General features: G+C 69.9%; 18 protein-coding genes. 10 read left to right on the top strand and 8 right to left on the bottom strand.

What is annotated here, in order from left to right; genetic code table 11:
* Positions 1 to 83 precede the first annotated feature (83 nt).
* The 3 genes from ACFWGZ_RS01130 to ACFWGZ_RS01120 are packed head-to-tail and all read left to right on the top strand — an operon-like array spanning position 84 to position 3,964.
* Positions 84 to 2,873 (top strand): BTAD domain-containing putative transcriptional regulator, encoded by a 2,790-nt coding sequence (locus ACFWGZ_RS01130; RefSeq protein ID WP_382449408.1) that lies wholly within the window; start codon positions 84 to 86, stop codon positions 2,871 to 2,873.
* 40 nt (positions 2,874 to 2,913) lie between these two features.
* Positions 2,914 to 3,543 carry a hypothetical protein gene (locus ACFWGZ_RS01125; protein WP_382449407.1) on the top strand — a complete coding sequence of 210 codons (630 nt, stop codon included), beginning with the start codon at positions 2,914 to 2,916 and terminating at the stop codon, positions 3,541 to 3,543.
* A 28-nt stretch (positions 3,544 to 3,571) separates the two neighbouring features.
* Positions 3,572 to 3,964 (top strand): contact-dependent growth inhibition system immunity protein, encoded by a 393-nt coding sequence (locus ACFWGZ_RS01120; RefSeq protein ID WP_382449406.1) that lies wholly within the window; start codon positions 3,572 to 3,574, stop codon positions 3,962 to 3,964.
* A 195-nt stretch (positions 3,965 to 4,159) separates the two neighbouring features.
* On the opposite strand, the gene ACFWGZ_RS01115 is transcribed toward ACFWGZ_RS01120, so the two are convergent.
* Both ACFWGZ_RS01115 and ACFWGZ_RS01110 read right to left on the bottom strand, forming a co-directional pair.
* Positions 4,160 to 4,384 (bottom strand): hypothetical protein, encoded by a 225-nt coding sequence (locus tag ACFWGZ_RS01115; RefSeq protein WP_382449405.1) that lies wholly within the window; start codon positions 4,382 to 4,384, stop codon positions 4,160 to 4,162.
* Between the two features lie 101 nt (positions 4,385 to 4,485).
* On the bottom strand, positions 4,486 to 5,415 hold the full coding sequence (locus tag ACFWGZ_RS01110) for a hypothetical protein (protein ID WP_382449404.1): 930 nt from the start codon (positions 5,413 to 5,415) through the stop codon (positions 4,486 to 4,488).
* A gap of 295 nt (positions 5,416 to 5,710) precedes the next feature.
* Between ACFWGZ_RS01110 and ACFWGZ_RS01105 the strand changes: the two genes are divergently transcribed.
* The gene (locus ACFWGZ_RS01105) at positions 5,711 to 6,835 is read left to right on the top strand and encodes a hypothetical protein (RefSeq protein WP_382449403.1); all 1,125 of its coding nucleotides are present in this window, start codon (positions 5,711 to 5,713) and stop codon (positions 6,833 to 6,835) included.
* Here ACFWGZ_RS01105 and galE read toward each other — a convergent pair.
* A complete protein-coding gene (galE, locus tag ACFWGZ_RS01100) occupies positions 6,820 to 7,803 on the bottom strand; it encodes a UDP-glucose 4-epimerase GalE (RefSeq protein WP_382449402.1) in 984 nt (327 codons plus the stop codon). The two genes, ACFWGZ_RS01105 and galE, sit on opposite strands and share 16 nt — an antisense overlap.
* 53 nt (positions 7,804 to 7,856) lie before the next feature.
* Here galE and ACFWGZ_RS01095 point away from each other — a divergent pair, with 53 nt between their 5' ends.
* The 3 genes from ACFWGZ_RS01095 to ACFWGZ_RS01085 all read left to right on the top strand — a co-directional run bounded on the left by ACFWGZ_RS01095 (position 7,857) and on the right by ACFWGZ_RS01085 (position 12,233).
* A complete protein-coding gene (locus ACFWGZ_RS01095; protein ID WP_382449401.1) occupies positions 7,857 to 9,272 on the top strand; it encodes a glycosyltransferase in 1,416 nt (471 codons plus the stop codon).
* Positions 9,265 to 11,208 (top strand): glycosyltransferase, encoded by a 1,944-nt coding sequence (locus ACFWGZ_RS01090; protein ID WP_382449400.1) that lies wholly within the window; start codon positions 9,265 to 9,267, stop codon positions 11,206 to 11,208. The genes ACFWGZ_RS01095 and ACFWGZ_RS01090 overlap by 8 nt, the downstream gene beginning before the upstream one ends.
* A gap of 71 nt (positions 11,209 to 11,279) precedes the next feature.
* Positions 11,280 to 12,233: an NAD-dependent epimerase/dehydratase family protein gene (locus ACFWGZ_RS01085; RefSeq protein ID WP_382449399.1), complete on the top strand. Its 954-nt coding sequence runs from the start codon at positions 11,280 to 11,282 to the stop codon at positions 12,231 to 12,233.
* Here the strand turns inward: ACFWGZ_RS01085 and ACFWGZ_RS01080 are convergent.
* On the bottom strand, positions 12,213 to 13,499 hold the full coding sequence (locus ACFWGZ_RS01080; protein WP_382449477.1) for a UDP-glucose dehydrogenase family protein: 1,287 nt from the start codon (positions 13,497 to 13,499) through the stop codon (positions 12,213 to 12,215). The genes ACFWGZ_RS01085 and ACFWGZ_RS01080 overlap by 21 nt on opposite strands.
* Before the next feature lie 439 nt (positions 13,500 to 13,938).
* Here ACFWGZ_RS01080 and ACFWGZ_RS01075 point away from each other — a divergent pair, with 439 nt between their 5' ends.
* Positions 13,939 to 14,313 (top strand): hypothetical protein, encoded by a 375-nt coding sequence (locus ACFWGZ_RS01075; RefSeq protein ID WP_382449398.1) that lies wholly within the window; start codon positions 13,939 to 13,941, stop codon positions 14,311 to 14,313.
* Here the strand turns inward: ACFWGZ_RS01075 and ACFWGZ_RS01070 are convergent, their stop codons facing one another.
* Together ACFWGZ_RS01070 and ACFWGZ_RS01065 are read right to left on the bottom strand one after the other, a co-directional pair.
* Positions 14,314 to 14,493, bottom strand: a complete 180-nt coding sequence (locus ACFWGZ_RS01070; RefSeq protein ID WP_382449397.1) for a DUF397 domain-containing protein — start codon at positions 14,491 to 14,493, stop codon at positions 14,314 to 14,316. It abuts the gene before it with no gap.
* Positions 14,494 to 14,498: 5 nt separating this feature from the next.
* Entirely contained in the window at positions 14,499 to 15,311 is an 813-nt protein-coding gene (locus ACFWGZ_RS01065; protein ID WP_382449396.1) for a helix-turn-helix domain-containing protein, read from the bottom strand.
* A gap of 55 nt (positions 15,312 to 15,366) precedes the next feature.
* Between ACFWGZ_RS01065 and ACFWGZ_RS01060 the strand changes: the two genes are divergently transcribed.
* Together ACFWGZ_RS01060 and ACFWGZ_RS01055 are read left to right on the top strand one after the other, a co-directional pair.
* Positions 15,367 to 15,642, top strand: a complete 276-nt coding sequence (locus ACFWGZ_RS01060; RefSeq protein ID WP_382449395.1) for a hypothetical protein — start codon at positions 15,367 to 15,369, stop codon at positions 15,640 to 15,642.
* A gap of 65 nt (positions 15,643 to 15,707) precedes the next feature.
* The gene (locus ACFWGZ_RS01055; RefSeq protein ID WP_382449394.1) at positions 15,708 to 16,052 is read left to right on the top strand and encodes a hypothetical protein; all 345 of its coding nucleotides are present in this window, start codon (positions 15,708 to 15,710) and stop codon (positions 16,050 to 16,052) included.
* Positions 16,053 to 16,132: 80 nt separating this feature from the next.
* On the opposite strand, the gene ACFWGZ_RS01050 is transcribed toward ACFWGZ_RS01055, so the two are convergent.
* Together ACFWGZ_RS01050 and ACFWGZ_RS01045 are read right to left on the bottom strand one after the other, a co-directional pair.
* Positions 16,133 to 17,917: a gamma-glutamyltransferase family protein gene (locus ACFWGZ_RS01050; RefSeq protein WP_382449393.1), complete on the bottom strand. Its 1,785-nt coding sequence runs from the start codon at positions 17,915 to 17,917 to the stop codon at positions 16,133 to 16,135.
* Positions 17,918 to 17,936: 19 nt separating this feature from the next.
* Positions 17,937 to 19,238 (bottom strand): UDP-glucose dehydrogenase family protein, encoded by a 1,302-nt coding sequence (locus tag ACFWGZ_RS01045; protein WP_382449392.1) that lies wholly within the window; start codon positions 19,236 to 19,238, stop codon positions 17,937 to 17,939.
* Positions 19,239 to 19,509 lie beyond the last annotated feature (271 nt).

Below are 19,509 nucleotides of genomic sequence, written 5' to 3'. Positions count from 1 at the left end.
GCTTTGATTCTCCCATCAAATTCCATTGGGATATCTTGGCGCGGTTCCAGTCTTTGTCGGGGCTGACGACAGGACGAAAAAACGTGATCATCCGGCTGCTCGGACCGCTCGAACTCACCGGTCCGAACGGAGCAGTGCAGCTCAGCAGCGCGGGACAGCGGACCCTCGTGGCCCGCCTCGCCGTCAACCCCGGGGAAACGGTGCCGAGGAGCGCGCTCGTCGACGCGCTCTGGTCCGACGAGGTGCCCGCGACCGCCACGAAGACCCTGCACAGCCTCCTCGCCCGGCTGCGCGGCCAGATCCGCGACGCGGGGCTCGGCGAGCTGATCACGACCCGCGAGCCCGGTTACGTGTTCAACGCGTCCGCGGACCACGTGGACGTCGCACGGTTCGAATCGCTCGTCGCAGCAGCACGGCGCAGTGACGAACCGGCGGAGTCCGCGCGGATGCTGCGCGAGGCCCTCGCGTTGTGGACGGGCGACCCGCTGGTGGACTGCCGGCCCGGCGAGTGGGCGCGCACCGAGTCCGCGCGGCTCACGGAGCTGCGGCTGGGCGCGACCGAGGACCTGATGGACGCGTCGCTCGCGCTCGGGGAGCACGCCGCCGTGGCGCCGCTGGTGAGTTCGCTGGTCGAGCAGCACCCGTTCCGCGAACGGCTGTGGGAGCAGCTGATGATCGCGCTCTACCGGTGCGGGCGGCAGGCCGAGGCGCTGGCCGCGTTCCACCGGGCGCGCGGGGTGCTGGTCGACGAGCTGGGCATCGAGCCCGGTACCCGGCTGCGCGACCTCGAACAGGCGGTGCTGACCGCCGACCCCCGCCTCGACCTGGTCGAACGCCCGCCGGTGCCGGTCCGCGGCAACCTGCCGGCCGACCGGTCCGGCTTCGTCGACCGCCCGGAGACCGCGCAGCTCGCGGACCTGGTCCGGCAGCACCGGCTGGTCACGCTGATCGGTGTCGGCGGCGTGGGCAAGACGCGCCTCGCGGTGCAGGTGGCGCGCGGCGAGCACCCGTCGGACGGGGTGTGGCTGGTCGAGCTGGCGGCGTTGCGCGACCGGGCGCTGGTCCCCCACGCCGTGGCGGAGGCGCTGGGCGTGGTCGACCAGACCGGGCGCGGGCTGCTGACCGTGCTCACGGAGTTCCTGGCCGACCGCGACGCGCTGGTGGTGCTGGACAACTGCGAGCACGTCGTGGACCACTGCGCGGTACTGGTCGACACGCTGCTGCGCGCCGCTCCACGGCTGCGGGTGCTCACGACGTCGAGGCGCGCGCTACGGGTCTACGGCGAGCAGGTGCTGTCCGTGGCTCCGTTGTCGGTGCCGTACCCGGCGGCGACGTTGTTCGCCCAGCGCGCCGACGCCGCGATCCCCGGCTCGTTCGTCATCACAGCGGCGAACGAGCAGGCCGTGGCCGACCTGTGCCGCCGGCTGGACGGCATCCCGCTGGCGATCGAGATGGCCGCGCTGCGCGTGCGCGCGTTGTCGCCCGCACAGCTGCTGGCACGCCTCGACGACCGGTTCAGGGTGCTGACCGACGGCGAACGGACGGCGTTGCCGCAGCACCAGACCCTGATCGCGACGATGGACTGGAGCTTCGACCTCTGCTCGCCGCGCGAACAGCTGCTCTGGGCGCGGGCGTCGGTGTTCGCGGGCAGCTTCGACCTCACCGCGGCCGAGGCCGTGTGCTCGGACGACGCGCTGACCGCGGACTTCATGTTCGACGCGGTCGACGGACTGGTCGACAAGTCCGTGCTGCTGCGCGAGGAACACGGCGGCGTGGCGCGCTATCGGTTGCTGGAGACCATGCGCCAGTACGGCCAGACGCGGTTGCGTGCGGGCGATGAGGAACCACGGCTGAAGCTGCGGCACCGCGACTACTACGCCGGTGTCGCCGTGCAAGGTGAACGGGCCTGGTTCACGCCACGGCAGGCGGCGACCGTCGGTGCGATGACGACCGAACGCGGCAATCTGCGGGCGGCGCTGGAGTACTCGCTGACCACGCCCGGCGAGGCCGAGGCGGGACTGCGGCTGGCGGCGACGCTGTGGTTCTACTGGGTCGGCTGCGGGCGGCTCGCCGAGGGGCGGCACTGGCTGACCTGGGCGTTGTCGCTGGAGACCGAGCCGTCCCGGGCGCGCTGCAAGGCGCTGTGGGTCGCGGGGTACGTGGCGACGTTGCAGGGCAACACCGCCGCGGTGCCGGCGTTGGTGCGGACGTGCCGCGCCGAGGCGTTGTTGGTGGACGACGAGAACGCCGACGTCTACGCCACCTACGTGCAGGGCGCGGCGGCGGTGTTCGACGACGAGCTGCCGCTGGGCGCGTCGCTGCTGGCCGAGGCCGACCGGCGCCACGCCGCGTTGGGGCACCTCGACAGCAACGTGATCATGTCCCGGGTGGCGCTGGCGATCACCGTGGCGTTCAGCGGTGATTTCGACCGAGCGACGGCCATCTGTGCCGAGGCGCGCGCTGTGTGCGAGGAGAACGGCGAGCTGTGGGCGCGCGCGTACGCGTTGTACGTCCTGGCGTTCGTGGCGATGGGACGCGGTGACGTCGCCGAGGCCCGTGAGCTGGCGACCACGTCGTTGCGCATCAAGGAGAGCTTCGACGACCTGCTGGGCATCGCGGTGTCGGTGGAGCTGCTGGCGCTGGTGTCGGTGGTCGCGGGGTCGGCCGCGCACGCCGCGCTGCTGCTGGGCGGGGCGGACCGGGTGTGGCGGTCGGTCGGGTTGCCGCTGTTCGGCTCGGCGAACTTCGCGGCGTCGCACGACCAGTGCGTGGCGCTGTGCCGTCAGGCCCTCGGCGACGAGGCCTTCGACGAGCACTTCGCCCGCGGCGCGGCGCTGACCGTGGCGGCGGTGGTGGCGGCCGCGCAGTCGTGACGCAGCCCCCGTGCAGCCGTACGGGCGCACCGTGATCAGCATGAGGACCAGCGTGCGCACGCCAGACGCGGGAACCGTCGACGAAGTGCTGAAGCTCGCCGTGAGGGCGCCGTCGTTCGGCGTCGTGCCGCCGTGGCGGTGGCGCAACAGCAAGGACTGTCTCGAGCTCCTGACGACGCGCACGGACCCGACGGCGCTCCTCGCGTGTGGAGCAGTGCTTCACCACGTACGAGTCGCACTGTCGGCCATGGGCTGGGACTGCCACGTGCTGCGAGACAGCGCACCTGACGGCCGGGTCGCGTCCGTGTACCCGCGCTGGGAGCTGGACCCGTTCTCGTGCGAGGTGGCCTCGGCGGCCGCGATCTCGTTGCGCAGGGCCGATCCCCGCCCCTACCTGCCCGACGAGGTGCCGGACTCGGCGCTGACGTGGTTGCTGCACGCGGCCCGCGCCGAGCTGTGCGACGTGGAACTGGTGGCACGGCGCCACGGCGTGCTGCTGCGCCTGGTCGGGGACGACCGGCTGCGGCTGGGCGAGGCGATGAGCGCCGTGCTGCTGGCCTCGACCGTGTGGGGCCTGGCCTCGCAGCCGCTGCTGCACGAGGGCGAGGTGCTCGTCCGGGTCGGCTGGCAGTCGCCCAATGCCGAACCGTTGCCGCGGTGCGCTCGTTAGATCGTCCCCTTACCGGGACGATGTGCGGGTGGACCGGGACCGCACGCTCGCGCACCTGATCGACGACGACTGGCGGGGGCCGGACGCGTCGTCCACCCAGCTGTACCGCGACCTCTGCGCGCTGCGGGACCTGCCGGTGGGGCAGCTGACACCGACGTCGCTGCACCTGCTCGTCACGCACCAGGTCGGCCTCGACGTGACGGCCCTGCTGGCGCTGGAGCACGTCGAACGAGACCCGCTGCGCTCGTTCGCCCTCTACCCCGGCGACCTGCTCGCGGCTCTACTGAGAGTAGATCACTCCTTCTGGATTGATCACCCGCAGTTACTGACGAGAATGTCGGTATTGCTCGACCGTTTGCGCACCCTTCCCGAGGGCGATTGGCGCCTTCTCGTATCGGCCGCCGAACAATTCCCGGGCTGATTTCGGAGTCGAGATGTCTGCCGTGGTCACGCGGCGTGTTCGAGCTGCGGTACATCACTACGTGATTGAGTAGAAAACGCTCGTACTGCTTGACCCAATCGAGTGAACCAGATAGGCAATCCGAGTGTTAGCGGCGATGAGCGGGCCGGGTCGGCTCGCAACGGGGGCGCTCCTGGGAGTCGCCGTAGCCGCGTTTTACGTGCTAGCACCACTTGTCGGATCATTCGCATCGGGCGATCCGGTGGCACCGGAGGGCGACGGCAGAGCCCGCGTCTCGCTCATCAACACACCTTCGTTGCTCCCAACGCCATCTGAGACGACATCACTGTCGGTGTCGTCCGCCGCGAGTTCGTCATCCGCGCCGTCTTCTTCTTCCAAGACAACGACTACGACGACCACGAAGACGACGACGGCCGTCACGACGACGACAACTCAGGCACCGCCTCCCACGACGACGACCACCCGTCCCCGGCCGACGACCACCACCACGACGACGACCACGACAACGCGGCCGTGCGGGATCATCTTCTGCTGATGCGCCGCTGGTGGTGGGCTTCGAGCCTGGCCGGGTCGGTGAGGTTGTGCCGCAACAGGTACGCGGCGTCGACGAGGTTTTTCTCGGTGCGTGTCAGACCTTCGGAGACGTGGTCGAGACACGCGTCGACCAGTTCGTCGTGACTCGGCACCACCAGCTCCGGATAACGCTCATCAAGCCGTGCAACGAACTCGGCCCGTGAGAGCGCGACCTCCTCCGGCAGGTACACGCCCTTGGCGAGACCGTGGTCCCACATCCAGAACGCCAGGTCCACGAACGTCTGCCGGTCGCTCACCGCATCGTGCGACGCCACATGCCCCGCCGTCAGCCTTGCGCAGTACCGCCACCACGACCGGAAGTCCCGCGGCGCTGCCCGTTCGGCCCAGCGGACCCGCTGCTCGGGCGACATCGCGGCAACCGCTTTCACCTGCCGCCACACGGTCTCGGGATCGCCGTCGAACGCGATGGTGAAGTCCTGCCCGAACGCCGTGAAGACCTTGTGCACGGCACCGGCCTCGACATGGACGACGACCTGCGCGTCCGGCTGCCAGAACCGCGCGGGCCCGACCTCGACCAGCCCCACCCCGCGCCGCGCCAGCTCGGCCTCGAGCTCCTCGAACGCCAACAGCCCGCCGAACCGGCCGTAGTGCGCGGCGACGGCGTCGTCCAGGAACTCGACGCCGTACTTCAGCCGGTGCGCCTGCACGGCCAGGTGCACGCCCTGCCAGCCCAGCCCGCGCAGCCGCTCGTACCAGCTGATCTCGACCAGCCCGTGGGAGTGCGTGCAGCTGCGCCCGAACCGGTTCTCGCCGCCCTTGCCGCCCATGACCTCGGCGGCGACGTCCGGGCCCATGTTCGCGTCGAGGCCGAGGACCGTGCCGGTCTGCACGACGTCGGCGAGGAACCGGGCCTTCACGGCCGGCCGGTGACCTTCAACCCCGCCGGGCACTACACCCCCGTCCCCCGAGACTGCGGTACCCGTGAGGGTTCTCGGCGTGCGAGGGCGCGACCCGCACCGGCTCCGCGCGGCCCGGCAGCGCGTCGGCAACGCCGTCCACCTGCGGTTTCTTGCGCTGGAACCACGCCATCCGGCCAATATATCGGTGGGAAGCGCCACAACCAGGTCACGACTTGAGAGGCCAGCACGAAGGGATTAACGGGCACGGGCACAATGTCCGAGTCTCATGTTCGCGCGGAAGGGGGTGCCAGGGGTGACCTGGCAAGACGAGCTGCAGAAGCTCGACAACGAACTCGCCTCTGGTCGGATCTCGGCTGACGACTACCGACGCCGCCGGGACGAGGTCCTCTCCGGGTCGGCCGGCGGTGGGCCCGCCCAGAATCCTCAGAGCGGGCCTTTTGCCCCGCCGTTCAAGTGGGAGGCGCAGCCGCCCAACACCTCGGACCGCACCCAGGTCGTGAACGTCCAGGGTCAGCAGCAACCGCCGCAGCAGCAACAGCAGAACCCGAACCCCGACGCCACCCAGGTGGTGCCGGGCAGCCCGCGCGGCGGCGGTGGCGGTGGTGGCGACGCGGACCGCACGCAGTTCGTCACGCCCGTGCAGCCGCAGGGCGGCTGGGGTCAGCCCCAGCAGCAGCAACAGTCCGCGCCGCCGCCCTGGCTCGGCGGTGACTTCGACCAGATCAACCAGCCGCCGAGCTGGAGCCACGGGCCCGAGGTCTTCGACGAGTCCGGTGGTGGCGGCGGCAAGGGCAAGGTCTTCGCGATCATCGGCGTCGTGCTGGTGCTCGCGCTGATCGGTGGCGGCATCTGGTGGTTCACGGCCGGGAGCAAGTCCGGCAACAACAACACGGCGACGAGCAGCACCCCGCCGCCGCCTCCCACCACGTCGTCGAGCGCCGGCCCCAAGCTGCCGCTCAACGGCCTGTCGGGCAAGGTCGACGCCGCCAACACCGGTCCCGTGACGGTGGACAAGGCGTCGAAGGAGAAGTCTCAGTTCAGCCCGGACGAGGCGGCGCTGATGACGACGTGCGGCGCCGACGAGGGCATGTCGCAGGTGCTCTTCGCGGACGACTGGTTCACCCAGGTCCACGTCTTCACCTGCACGGACGGCGCGGCGGCCAAGACCGCGGCCGACGCGCTCACCGAGCTGCAGAAGGGCTACGGCTTCACCGCCGCGACCGGTCCGAAGCAGCTGCCCGCGATGGTGTCGGAGAAGGCGACCGACGTGCCGGACGCGCCTTTCGACATGCGCATCTTCTACGTCTCGAACAAGTCGCTGGTGCGGGTCGAGGTCCGCGGCAAGACGAAGGCCGCGATGGACAGCGGCGCCGACAAGGTCGTCACCGCCATCGACAAGAACTACCCCGCCAAGTGAGCGGTGCTGGCGTGCCACCGCCACGCGGTGGCGAGGATCTCGGGCAGACCGAGCCCGGCACGCCAGCCCAGCACCTCGAAGGCACGGGCCGGATCCGCCCACACCACGGGCGGGTCCCCCGGCCTGCGGTCGCCGAAGGTCACCGGCAACGGCCGGCCCGCGACCTCCTCCAGCCCCTTCACGACCTGCAGCACCGAGTACCCGGTGCCGGTCCCCAGGTTCAGCGCCGCCGACGCACCACCGGACTGCAGGTGGTCCACCGCGCGGACGTGCGCCTCGGCCAGGTCCACCACGTGCGTGTAGTCCCGCACCGCGGTGCCGTCCTCGGTCGGGTAGTCGCTGCCGAACAACGTCACCGGTGGACGCGCTCCCAGAGCGGCCTTCGCCAGCAGTGGCACCAGGTTGTGCGTCGGGCCCCAGTCCTCGCCGATGCTGCCGTCGAGCGCCGCTCCGGCCGCGTTGAAGTAGCGCAACGACATCCAGCGCAGCCCGTGCGCGTTCCCGTACGCCTCGATCATCCGTTCGCCCACGAGCTTGCTGTGGCCGTACGGGCTGATGGGCTGCAACGGGCTGTCTTCGGTGATGGGCAACGTCTCCGCGGCGCCGTAGACCGAACAGGACGACGAGAACACCAGGTCGCGGACACCCGTGGCCACCAGCGCGTTCAGCACGGACAGCGTGCCGGTCGCGTTGTTGTGGAAGTAGAGGCCGGGGTCCTTCATGGACTCACCGGGGTTCTTGAGCCCCGCCAGGTGGATGCACGCCGTCACGCCGTGCTCCCGGATGACCTGTTCCAGCTTCGCCGTGTCGGTGACGTCGATAGGGTGTGCGGGGGTGCCGGACGGTACGGCCTCGGGCGAGCCCGTGCGCATGTTGTCCACCACGACGACACCACGCCCGGCTTCGGCGAGGGCGTGCACGACGTGCGAACCGACGTAGCCCGCACCGCCGGTAACCAGGATCGTCACCGCTTGTCCTCCGTTCGACGGCGACAGGCTATGCCAGACCCACGAGGGGATTGATGTCGACCATGACTCGCCAGGTCGTGTACGTAGTCCCGGACGTCGCCGAGCCGTCGGGCGGCGTGCGCGCGATGTACCGGCACGCGGAGCTCGCCGAGCGCACCGGCTTCGACGCCAAGGTGTGGCACTTCGCGGAGGGCTTCCAGGCCGGTTGGTTCTCCTCGACCGCGCCGGTCGTCACCGGTGAGACCTGCGAGCTCGGCCCGGACGACGTGCTCGTCGTGCCCGAGGTCATGGTGCTGGACGGGTTCGACCCGGCCCCCGGCGTGCGCAAGGTCGTCTTCAACCAGAACCACTACTACACCTACGACAACTTCAAGGGCACCGACTACCCGGCGTGGAAGCCCGCGCCGCAGGTGTGGGCGGGCTCCAAGGTCAGCGTCGACGTGCTGACCGCGTTGCACCCCAAGCTCAAGGTGCACCTGGTGCCGTACGTGATCGACACCGCGCTGTACCGGTTCGCCGAGGAGCGCAAGCGCAAGATCGTGCTGCTCCCCCGCAAGCGCCCGCGCGAGGCCGCCGTGCTGACGGCGCTCTTCAGGAACGACAAGCGCTTCGCGGCCGTCGAGGTCGTCTCGCTCGACGACGTCAGCGAGCAGAAGATCGCCGACGAGCTCGCGGACGCGTCGGTGTTCATCGCGCTCGGCCGCGACGAGGGCTTCGGCCTGCCCGTCGCGGAGGCGCTCTCCGCGGGCTGCGTCGTGATCGGTTACCCGGCCGGTGGCGGCGCCGAGCTGTTCGAGGCCCCCGGCACGCACGCGGTCGAGGACGCCGACGTGCTCGCGGTCGTCGAGAAGGCCGCCGCGGTCCTCGCGCAGGAGCCGACGGTCGAGGAACGCCGCACCTACCGCGCGTGGGTCGAGCAGCACTACTCCGAGGACTCGCTGGTCAGCCACCTGCAGGCCGCGATCTCCGCCGCCACGAGGACCAGGGCCAAGGGCGGCACCGCGCGCCACCCGCTCAGCCAGGTCGTCACCAGGGCCGACCCGGCGGAGGACCAGCTGGAGCGCAGCCTCCGGTTCGCCGACGAGCAGAAGGCCGCCCGCGAGCGCGCCGAGTCCGTCGCGACCGGTCTCGAGGAGGCGCTGGGCAAGGCGATGGCCGAGCTCGAGGAGTCGCGCCGCCGCGAGTACGTGGTCGCGCAGGAGCTGCACGACCTGAAGAACGAGTACACCGAGCTGGCCAAGGCCGCCGAGCGCCTCACCGCGCTCGACGAGGCCACGACGCTGCTCGCCGAGTACGCGCGCGACAACGACCGCCTCAACCGCAGGCTGGACGAGGAGATCCGCCAGCACCTGCACTGGCGCACCACGCTGCAGGACAAGATCGCGGACCTGGAGCGCTCGACGTCGTGGCGCGTCACGGCCCCGCTGCGCAAGGCCTCCGGCGCGCTCAAGGGCGGCAAGAATGCCTGATCTGCGCCTGCGGGTCGTCCAGTCGCGGTTCCAGAACGCGTTCTTCCACGAGCTGGCCGACGCGATCGTCGACGAGGCCACGCGGCTCGGCGTTTCGGCTGACGTCGTCACGTCCGTCGTGGACACCGAACCGGACGACGTCTTCGTCCTGCTGCCCACGCACGAGTACGCGGTGCTGGAGGGCGGCCAGTTCCTCGAGGACCCGCGCCTCGCGAAGCGCTGCATCGGCATCACCGCCGAGCAGCCGTCGTCGTCACACTTCGACACGAACGTCTACTACGGACACAAGCTCGGCGCCGTCTTCGACTTCAGCACGCTGTCGGTGAAGCGCTACCAGGCCCAGGGCATCGCCGCCGAGCACCTGCAGTTCGGCTGGACGCCCACGTGGGACGAGTTCCGGCCCGACGCCGGCCGCGAAGAGCTCGACGTGCTGTTCATGGGCTGCGCGACCCCGCGCCGTGAGCACGCTCTCTCGAAGATCGGCCGACAGCTGTGGTCGCGCCGCAGCCGACTGATCCTGTCGGACAACGCGGCCCCGAACACCGGCGACCACGCCGCGTTCGTCACGGGCGAGCGCAAGCGGGAGCTGTTGGCGGGCACCAAGGTCCTGGTCAACATCCACCAGGCCGACGAGCCGTACTTCGAGTGGCTGCGCGCCGCCGAGGCCGCGCACTGCGGTGCGGTGATGCTGTCCGAGACCTCGCTGCACACCGACCCGTTCCAGCACGGCGAGCACCTGGTGTTCTCGGCGCTGTCCACGATGCCGCACGCGCTCGCCGCGTTGCTGGAGGACCCGGACCGGCTGACCACGTTGCGCCGCAACGCCTACGCGCTGATCAAGGAGAACCCGTTCTCCGTCGGCGTCGAGAAGCTCGTGTCGGTGGCGCAGGACCTGCGCAAGACCCACGAGGGCCACCGCCTGAAGCTCGGCCCGAGCCGAACGCAGCCGTTCCGGCAGAAGATCACGCCGTCGTGGGAGCGCGAGCCGGAGAGCATCGACGCGGTGCGCCAGGCGATCCGCGAGATCCGCCTCGACATCATCGACCTGCGCCGGCGCGTCTCGACCGATCCGACGATCGACCCGACGCCGGTGATCGACCACCGCACGCCCGCGTGGGACCGCCGCACGCCGCGCGTCTCGGTGATCATGGCGCTCTACAACCACGAGCCCTACGTCGTGGAGGCGCTGGAGTCGGCCGCGTCCGGCACGTACGGCGACCTGGAGATCATCGTCGTCGACGACTGCTCGAACGACGGCTCCAACGAGACCGTGCGCCGCTGGATGGACAAGAGCCCGCACGTCCCCGTCACGCTCGTGCGGCACCCGGTCAACCGGGGTCTGCCGCGCTCGCGCAACGAGGCGTTCAGGCACGCCCGCGGCGAGCTCGTGTTCGTGCTCGACTCGGACAACGCGATCGTGCCGACGGGTCTCGAACGCCTGGTGGCCGCGATCGACGCCGAACCGGACGCGTCGTTCGCGTACGGCGTGCTGCAGCGCTTCGACTCGACCGGCCCGGTCGGGCTGATGGGCGTGTGGCCGTGGGAGCCGTGGCGGCTGCGCTACGGCAACTACATCGACGCCATGGCGTTGATCAAGGCAACCGCGTTGGAGAAGTTCGAGGGCTACACGCTCGACCGCCGCCTGCACGGATGGGAGGACTACGAGCTCTGGTGCCGGGTAGCCGAGAGCGGTGGACACGCAGCACACGTGCAGACGATCGTCGGCCGCTACCGGCAGTCGGCGACGTCGATGCTCAGCCTCACGAACATCTCGCAGGACGCGGGCTTCGACGCCGTCCGGGAGAGCTGCCCGCGCCTCATGTCCGGCGCGCTCGAACTGCAGGTCGACGTGCTCGGTGATTGGCTGTCGAGCATCCGCAGCGAACGCGAGGCGCGTGACGTGTGGCTCAGCAACTGGGAGGCGCAGAACGCCTAGGCGTGGACGTTTCGTAGCCTAGGTTTCACTCGAACGTGTCATTGGTCCTGGGGGAGGGGTTGGTTCACGCCATGCGCGCAGTGGTCACCGGTGGTGCAGGGTTCATCGGATCGCACCTGGTAGACGCGGTGCTCGACCGCGGTTGGTCGGTCGTGGTCGTGGACGACTTCTCCTCCGGGCTCACGGCGAACGTCACGAGGTACGCGGACGAGCCGCGCTTCGAGTTCGTCGAGGCCGACATCTGCGGCGACTGGACCGTCGAGGGTCCGGTCGACCTCGTGCTGAACTTCGCCTCCCCCGCGTCGCCGCCGAAGTTCCTCGAGCGTCCGCTCGAGACGCTGGAGGTCGGCTCGACCGGCATGAAGAAGGTCGCCGAGCTGGCGATCGCGAAGGGCGCGCGGCTCATCCAGGCCTCCACCAGCGAGGTCTACGGCGAGCCGCAGGTGCACCCGCAGCCCGAGGGGTACTGGGGCAACGTCAACCCGATCGGCCCGCGCAGCGTCTACGACGAGTCGAAGCGCTACGCCGAGGCCATGCTCGGCGCGTACCACCGCATGGGCCTGCTCGACGTCGGCATCGTGCGCATCTTCAACACCTACGGCCCGCGCCTGCACGCCACCGACGGCCGCGTCGTCTCGAACTTCGTGCACCAGGCGTTGAGCGGCAAGCCGTTGACCGTCTACGGCACGGGCAAGCAGACCCGCAGCTTCTGCTACGTCGGCGACCTGGTCCGCGGCATCTTCGCGCTCGCGGACCGCAAGGGCGAGTTCGGCCCGGTCAACCTCGGCAACCCGGTGGAGATCACCGTCCTGGAGCTGGCTCAGATCGTCGGCGACCTGACCGGCGTCTCGGTGAGCCTCGAGTACTCCGACCTGCCGACCGACGACCCGACCCAGCGCAAGCCGGACATCGGCCGCGCGCGGGCGCTGCTGGGCTGGGAGCCCCAGGTCGACCTGCGCGAGGGCCTGACCAGGACCATCGAGTGGTACTCGGCCAGCTCGGCCCTATCGACCGACTCCGTGTGACGTGAGGCCGGCGCGCGTCAGGACGTCGACGTCGAGCAGGTTGCGGGTGTCCACCACGACCTGACCGGTCATCGTCCCGGCGAGCGCCGCCCAGTCGAGCGAGCGGAACTGCGGCCACTCGGTCAGCACGACCAGGGCGTTCGCGTCCTTCGCGGCCTGCTGCACGTCGTCGACCACCGTCACGTCGTCCGTGACGCCCTCGACGGCCTGCGGGATCGCCGGGTCGTAGGCGACGAGCTCGGCACCCTCGGCCCTGAGCATCCCCGCGATCTTCAACGCCGGCGAGTCGCGCAGGTCGTTCGTGCCCGCCTTGAACGCGAGCCCGAGCAGCCCGAGCTTCTTGCCCACCAGGTCGCCGCCGACGGCGTTCGCGACCTTGCTGATGATCAGCCGGCTCTGCTTCTCGTTGGTGTTGATCGTGGCGGTGAGCAGCTCGAACTCGTGGCCCGCGGCCTCGGCGATCTGCAGCAGCGCGTGGGTGTCCTTCGGCAGGCACGAGCCGCCCCAGCCGGGTCCGGGCTGCAGGAACGACTGCCCGATGCGCTGGTCGAAGCCCATGCCCTCGGTGACGTTCGCGATGTCCGCGCCGAGCCGCTCGCACAGCTCGGCCATCGCGTTGACGTAGCTGAGCTTCATCGCGAGGAAGCAGTTGGCGCTGTACTTCACGAGCTCGGCGCTGGCCGCGTCCATCAGGACGGTCGGCGCGCCCAGCCGGGCGTAGAGCGCACTGACGCGCTCGGCCGCGTTCTGGGCGTCGGAGCCCACGACGATCCGGTCGGGGTGCATGAAGTCCTTGACCGCGCTGCCCTCGCGCAGGAACTCCGGGTTGCTGGCGACGAACACGTCGTCGCGCCCGAGCAGTTCGAGCACGCGCGCGGCCGTGCCGACCGGGACCGTCGACTTGTTGACGACGACCGCGCCGGGCGCGAGCAGGTCCTTCATCTCGGCGACCGCGGCCTCGACGGCCTTCAGGTCGGCCGCGCCGCCCTCGCCCATCGGCGTCGGCACGCAGAGGAAAATGACCTCGGCGTCCCGCACGGCGTTGCGCACGCCCACGACGAACTCCAGCCGCCCCGCGGCGAGTCCCTCCTGGACGAGCTCGGGCAGACCCGGCTCGAAGATCTGCACCTCGGCCCTGCGGAGCTGCTCGACCTTCTTCTCGTCGATGTCCGCGCAGACGACCTGGTGCCCCAGCGACGCGAGGCAGGCAGCCGACGTGAGCCCCACGTACCCGGCCCCGACCACCGCAACCCGGCGAACGAACATCCTCGAACCGCCCTTGATCAGCACGAACAGTGGAGCGCCGATCGTCGCACAGGAGATCACCGATCCGACGTGGTTTGACGGAGCCGTGAGATCTCTCGCAGGTGTTCTGTCAAAAACGCGAGTCGGTGCGACCTGCAACCGCGGCAGAGTGCTACACGTCTACTTCGGGTGTAGAACACCACTCGGAGGCCAAGATGTGGATCAGCGTGACGTTAGTCACATTGGGCGGTTTGGCGTTCCTGACGCGAACCGTAGCGGCCGTCCTGGCCGTTTCCCCCAGCAAGAAGGGGGCCGATTACCCTCAGCCACAAGCGTCGCCCAATTGAGATAACTCTTTCGGACTACGGCTTACGACGAACTACGACGTACCGTACGATTCCTTTCGGGTCGTATGACTGAACGGTCACTCCAAAGGTGACCTCACAGGGGTAGGTGCGCCATGGACCACGCACTGAGCAAGGTCATCGAGCTGCGCGAGAACGGATTTCAGTTCCTCCACCTGAGGGACGACGCCGGGCAGCTCGACCGCATCATGGCGTTCAAACAGCGCAGAGGCTTCATCGACTCGATCCTGTTCTGGTCCGAGACCGAGGCCCGCGCGGGCCGTCTGCCCGCGGTGCGCGACTCCGCCCGCCCCGCCCAGGCCGTCTGGATCTACGAGGGCCCGCTGGCCGAGGCCGTCGACCGGCTGCTCGACCTCCCGGAGCCCGGTGCCCGCAACGCCCCGGCGCTCATGAAGGCCACCGCGTCGGACCTGGCGGTCGTGACCACGCTTCCGTTCAAGCTGAAGCTCCCGCCCGGCGCCATCGCCTAGTCACTCCTTTTCGAAGTCGCCGCGTTTTACGGCGCCGATGAACGCTGCCCATTCGGGCGCGGCGACCGTGGAATTCGCCCGGTTCTTGGAGTCGCGCACACGCGCGCCCGAACCAGTCAGCGCAACTTCAACGCAGTTGGCGTCATGGCCGGCAGAACTACGACTGCTCTTACGCCACACAGTTCCTACCTCTCGGCAGCCAACCTCTCGATCCAGGTGGCGGAGTCGTCGTGCGACAGCGCCAGCTCCGAAAGGTGCTTGAACAGGAGCGTAGCGGCCTTCAACCGGTGCGGATCCTCGATGTGGATCGCACCGGCCATGTGCTCGATGTAGAGGACCTGCGGGTCGCCGGCGAACGGCATGTCCAGCAGCGTGAACGGTCCGCCCTGCCCGTCGTGCGGACCCACCGATTCGGGCAGGAGCTGGATGGTCACGTTCGGCAGGCGGCCGGTCTCGACCAGGTGCAGGAGCTGCTCGCGATCGACCGGCCGGACCGCGGCCTCCGAAATGACACCGTGGTAGTCGAGCGGGTTGTCGCCGACCAGGCGCTGCTGCCGACGCATCCGTATCGCCACATCGGTCTCGATCCTCTTCCGGGATCGCTGCGTGACCGAACCTTCGAAGACGGCGGTCATGTACCGGACGGTCTGCAACTGCCCCGGGATGTAGCCGAGCTGGAACTCCCGCACGCGTGAGGCGTCGTGTTCGAGACCGAGGTAGCCGTACCCGTCGATGTCGTACGCCCGCCACCAGCCCTTGTCCTTGGCCAGCTCCCACAGCTCGATGTACGGCGTCTCCTCCTCACCGATCACCCCGAACAGGTCGAGCATGGCCCGCATCGCGTGGATGTCCGGCAGCTGGCCGTTCTCGATGCGGCTGATCTTGGGCACGTTGTAGTGCAGGCGCCGGGCAACCTGGTGCTGACTCATTCCGGCGCGTTCGCGCAGCGACTTGAGCGCCTCACCGAGCCGCTGCTGCCGGTAGGTGGGTTCCGCCACGGTCCAAACGGTACGGACGTGATCCCGGATCTGAGATTCTCACCCCACGGGTGCGGTGAGGAACGTGCTGGTCATGGACCACTTCCACCGCATCGAGTACCACCGCCGCAAGCCCGGCGGCGCGCTGCACCTCGAACTGGTCGAGGAAGTCGTCGACCACGGTTGGTACATAAGGAAAGGCGACGAGTGGCGGCGGCGCTACACCCTCGAATGCGCGTACGACTTCCTCACGCGCACCGAAACGAAGGCGGGTGTCTTCGCGATTTCCGTGTGGCGCGGCGAAGCTCGGGTCTGCACGGTCGCGATGGAGTGGAGTCCCACCAAGGGATGAAGAAGTTCCCTCGCCTGAGTTACGCAGCTTGATGTAGGGGGTCCGAACACGGGACGTTCGCGCCCATGAACCTCAGGAAGACCGTCGCGGGGGCCGCCGTGGCCCTCGGCAGCGCCACCGTCATGCTCGGCCTGGGTGGCGTCGCGCACGCCGACACCGTGGACGCCACCGCGCACACGATGCCCGACCTCGGTGGCCAGCTCGGTGACGTCGCCACCGTGGGCGACCTCGCGAAGGTCGACACCGCGGACGTCAACGGCAAGATCCAGGCCATCAACGCGCAGGACGCCGACGTCACCGCGCTCGTGGAGAACGTCGACGCGGGTGGCTCCGGTCTGCCGGCCGCCACGCTGCTCGGGTACGACCAGCCCGAGGGGCCGTGGAACGGCTTCGCGCACGCCGACATCTGATCCGACCAGCACTTCCCTGGCCGGGGCGGCGCCCGATTCCCTCCCCCTCGAATCGGGCGCCGTTCCTCTTCTCCGCCCGGCTACCGGCCCGCGGCGTAGCCCTGGGCACCGCGCGCGTTGGCGCCGGCGCGCAGCAGTCCGTCCGCGGAGTCCCTGGCCACGGCCGACATTCGGCCGAGGGTCCACTCGCCGGCGTCCACGACCTGGTGGCCACGCGCACGCAACGCAGCCAGGACGTCCACCCCGGCGCGTGACTCGACGACCAGCTCCCCCGGCGTCCAGGCGCGCGGGTAGAACGAGCTCGGGAACGCGTTCGAGTGCCACATCGGCGAGTCGATCGCCTCCTGCAGGTTCATCCCCCCGCGGTGCGCGAGCCAGAAGCCGAGCTGCCACTGGTCCTGCTGGTCGCCGCCGGGCGTGCCGAACGCCAGCGCCGCCTCGCCGTTGCGCAGCGCCATCGACGGCGACAGCGTGATCCGCGGGCGCTTGCCCGGTGCCAGCGAGTTCGGCAACCCCTTGTCCAGCCAGAACATCTGGGCGCGGCTGCCGAGGCAGAAGCCGAGCGACGGGATCGTCGGCGACGACTGCAGCCAGCCGCCGGACGGGGTCGCGGAGACCATGTTGCCCCAGCGGTCGACGACGTCGACGTGCACGGTGTCGCCGCGCATCGCGCCGGTCCGCTCCACGGTCGGTTCGCCGATGGAGCCCAGCGAGTCGAGCGGGACACCGTTGCTCGCGCCGCGCAAGACGTGCTGCGGCAGCACCGGTTCCCGGCCGTTCGGCGAGCCGGGGCGCAGCTCCAGCGACGCGGTGTCGGAGATCAGCTTGCGGCGCTCGTCGGCGTAGGCGCGTGAGACCAGCGTTTCCAGCGGCACGTCGCTGACGTCGCCGTACCAGGCCTCGCGGTCGGCGAACGCGAGCTTCGCGGCCTCGACGGCGAGGTGGATCGTCTCGGCGGTCGGCTTTCCGTCCACGTAGGACAGGTCGAAGCCCTCCAGCAGCCGGAGCTGCTGCGCCAGCACGGGTCCCTGCGTCCAGGCGCCGGCCTTGACGAGCGACCACTCGTCGAAGTCGACGATGAGGGCGTCCTCGTACGACGCCTCCCAGCCCGCCATGTCGGCGCCCGTGAGCACGCCGGCGTGGTCGCGGCCGGAGTCGTCGCGGAACTCCTTCTTGGCGAACTCGTCCACCTGCGCGGCCACGAAGCCCTGCGACCAGGCCCGGCGCGCGGCCTCGATCTGCGCCTCGCGGTCGGAGCCCGCGGCCTCACCGGCGGCGAGCAGCCACTCCCAGGTGTCGGCGAGCTTCGGGTTGCGGAACCGGCCACCGGCCGTCGGCAGCACGCCACCGGGCATCCACTGCGCGGCGGAGGTCGGCCAGTGGTCGCGGAAGAGGTCCTGCACGAGCGAGATCGTGTAGACGGCGCGTTCGACGAGAGGGAACCCGTCGCGCGCGTAGCCGATCGCCTTGTCCAGCACTTCGCGCAACGTCTTGGTGCCGTGGTCACGCAGCAGAGTCAGCCAGCCGTCCCACGCACCCGGCACCGTGGCGGCCAGCAGACCACTGCCGGGCACCAGGTCGAGACCCAGTCCGGTGTAGTGCTCGATGGTCGCCCCGGTGGGCGCGACGCCCTGCCCGTTCAGCACGCGCGGGTTGCCGCCGGCGGGTGAGAAGATGATCGGGACCTCGCCGCCGGGGCCGTTGAGGTGCGGTTCCACGACCTGGAGGACGAAGCCGGCGGCCACCGCGCCGTCGAAGGCGTTGCCACCGTCCTCGAGGACGGCCATCGCCGCCGCGGAGGCCAGCCAGTGGGTCGAAGCGACCATGCCGAAGGTGCCGACGAGTTCGGGGCGCGTGGTGAACACCCCATAAAGGTATGCGACGCTAACTAAATTGCGTGACTCCGAGTGACGCACGCCCCACGCCCGAATGGAGCAGCCCGGCGCGCAGCAGCACGTCGGCGTCGAGGTGGTTGCGGGCGTCGACGACGACGTGCCCGTCCATCAGTTCGGCGACCCGGACCCAGTCGAGCGTGCGGAACACGGGCCAGTCGGTCAGCAGCACCGCGGCCTCGGCGCCCTTCACGGCCTGGTAGGGGTCGTCGACCACGAGCATCCCGGCGATCGGCCCGGTCACCTCGGGGTCGTAGGCCGTGAGGTCCGCGCCTTCGAGCACGAGCTGCTCGGCCACCGCGAGCGCAGGCGAGTCGCGCAGGTCGTTCGTCCCGGCCTTGAACGCGAGCCCGAGCACCCCGACCCGGACCCCGGCCAGCGAGCCGCCGCACGCGGTGCGCACCTTGTCGACGATCCGCGTCTGCGCGCGGACGTTGGCCTCGATCGACGACCGGACCAGCCCGAAGTCGACCCCGACGGCCTCGGCGATCTGCACCATCGCGTGCGTGTCCTTGGGCAGGCACGACCCGCCCCAGCCCGGTCCGGGCTGCAGGAACGACTGCCCGATCCGCTTGTCGTAGCCGATGCCCTCGGACACCGACGCGATGTCGGCGCCGAGCAGTTCGCACAGCTCGGCGACCGCGTTGACGTAGCTGAGCTTCATCGCGAGGAAGCAGTTGGCCGCGTACTTGACCATCTCGGCGCTGGCGGCGTCCATGAGCACCGTGGGCGCGCCGAGCTTGGCGAACAGCGCCGCGACCCGTTCCGCGGCCTGCGGCGAGTCCGAGCCGACCACGATCCGGTCGGGGTGCAGGAAGTCCTGGACCGCGGTCCCCTCGCGCAGGAACTCGGGGTTGGACACCACCGCCACGTCCTCACGACCGAGCAACGCGCGCACGCGTTCCGACGTGCCGACCGGCACCGTGGACTTCGTGACGACCACCGCGCCGTACGGCAGCACGGCGGAGATCTCCGCGGCCACCGACTCGACGGCGCTGAGGTCCGCCGCCCCACCCGCGCCCATCGGCGTCGGCAGGCAGAAGAACACGACGTCGGCCCCGGCCACCGCCGTGGCGGCACCGAGCACGAACTCCAGCCGCCCGGCCGCCTGACCTCCGGCGACGAGCTCGGCCAGCCCGGGTTCGAGGATGTCGACCTGCCCGGCCCGGAGCCTGGCGACCTTCAGGGCGTCCACGTCAGCACACACGACGCGGTGCCCGAGAGAGGCGAGACAGGCTCCGGTGGTCAACCCGACGTAACCGGTTCCCACCACGGCGATCCGACGCGCGAACATGGGAGTGACCCTGACGTGCCCAGATGGCGTCCCGGAGAACTCCGTACGACTTTCGTCGTAGCTGACCGTGACAGATCTCCTACCAGAGGTCTACCGGCGCGGCCGATGTTTCGATCACGGTCGAACGGCACAGTTCAAGGCATGGGTGTTCTCATGATCGCAACCATCTTCATCGGCCTCGCACTGGTCGCGGCGGTGCCGCTCGTCGCGCTGCTCCACTGGTCCGACCGGTGATCTCGAGGTAACGAGCGTTAACCTCCTCGCGAGCAGT

This window comes from Lentzea sp. NPDC060358, assembly GCF_042725365.1.
GTDB lineage: Bacteria > Actinomycetota > Actinomycetes > Mycobacteriales > Pseudonocardiaceae > Lentzea.
Note: the sequence above shows the minus strand (reverse complement) of the source record. Positions and strands in the feature narration are given on the sequence as shown.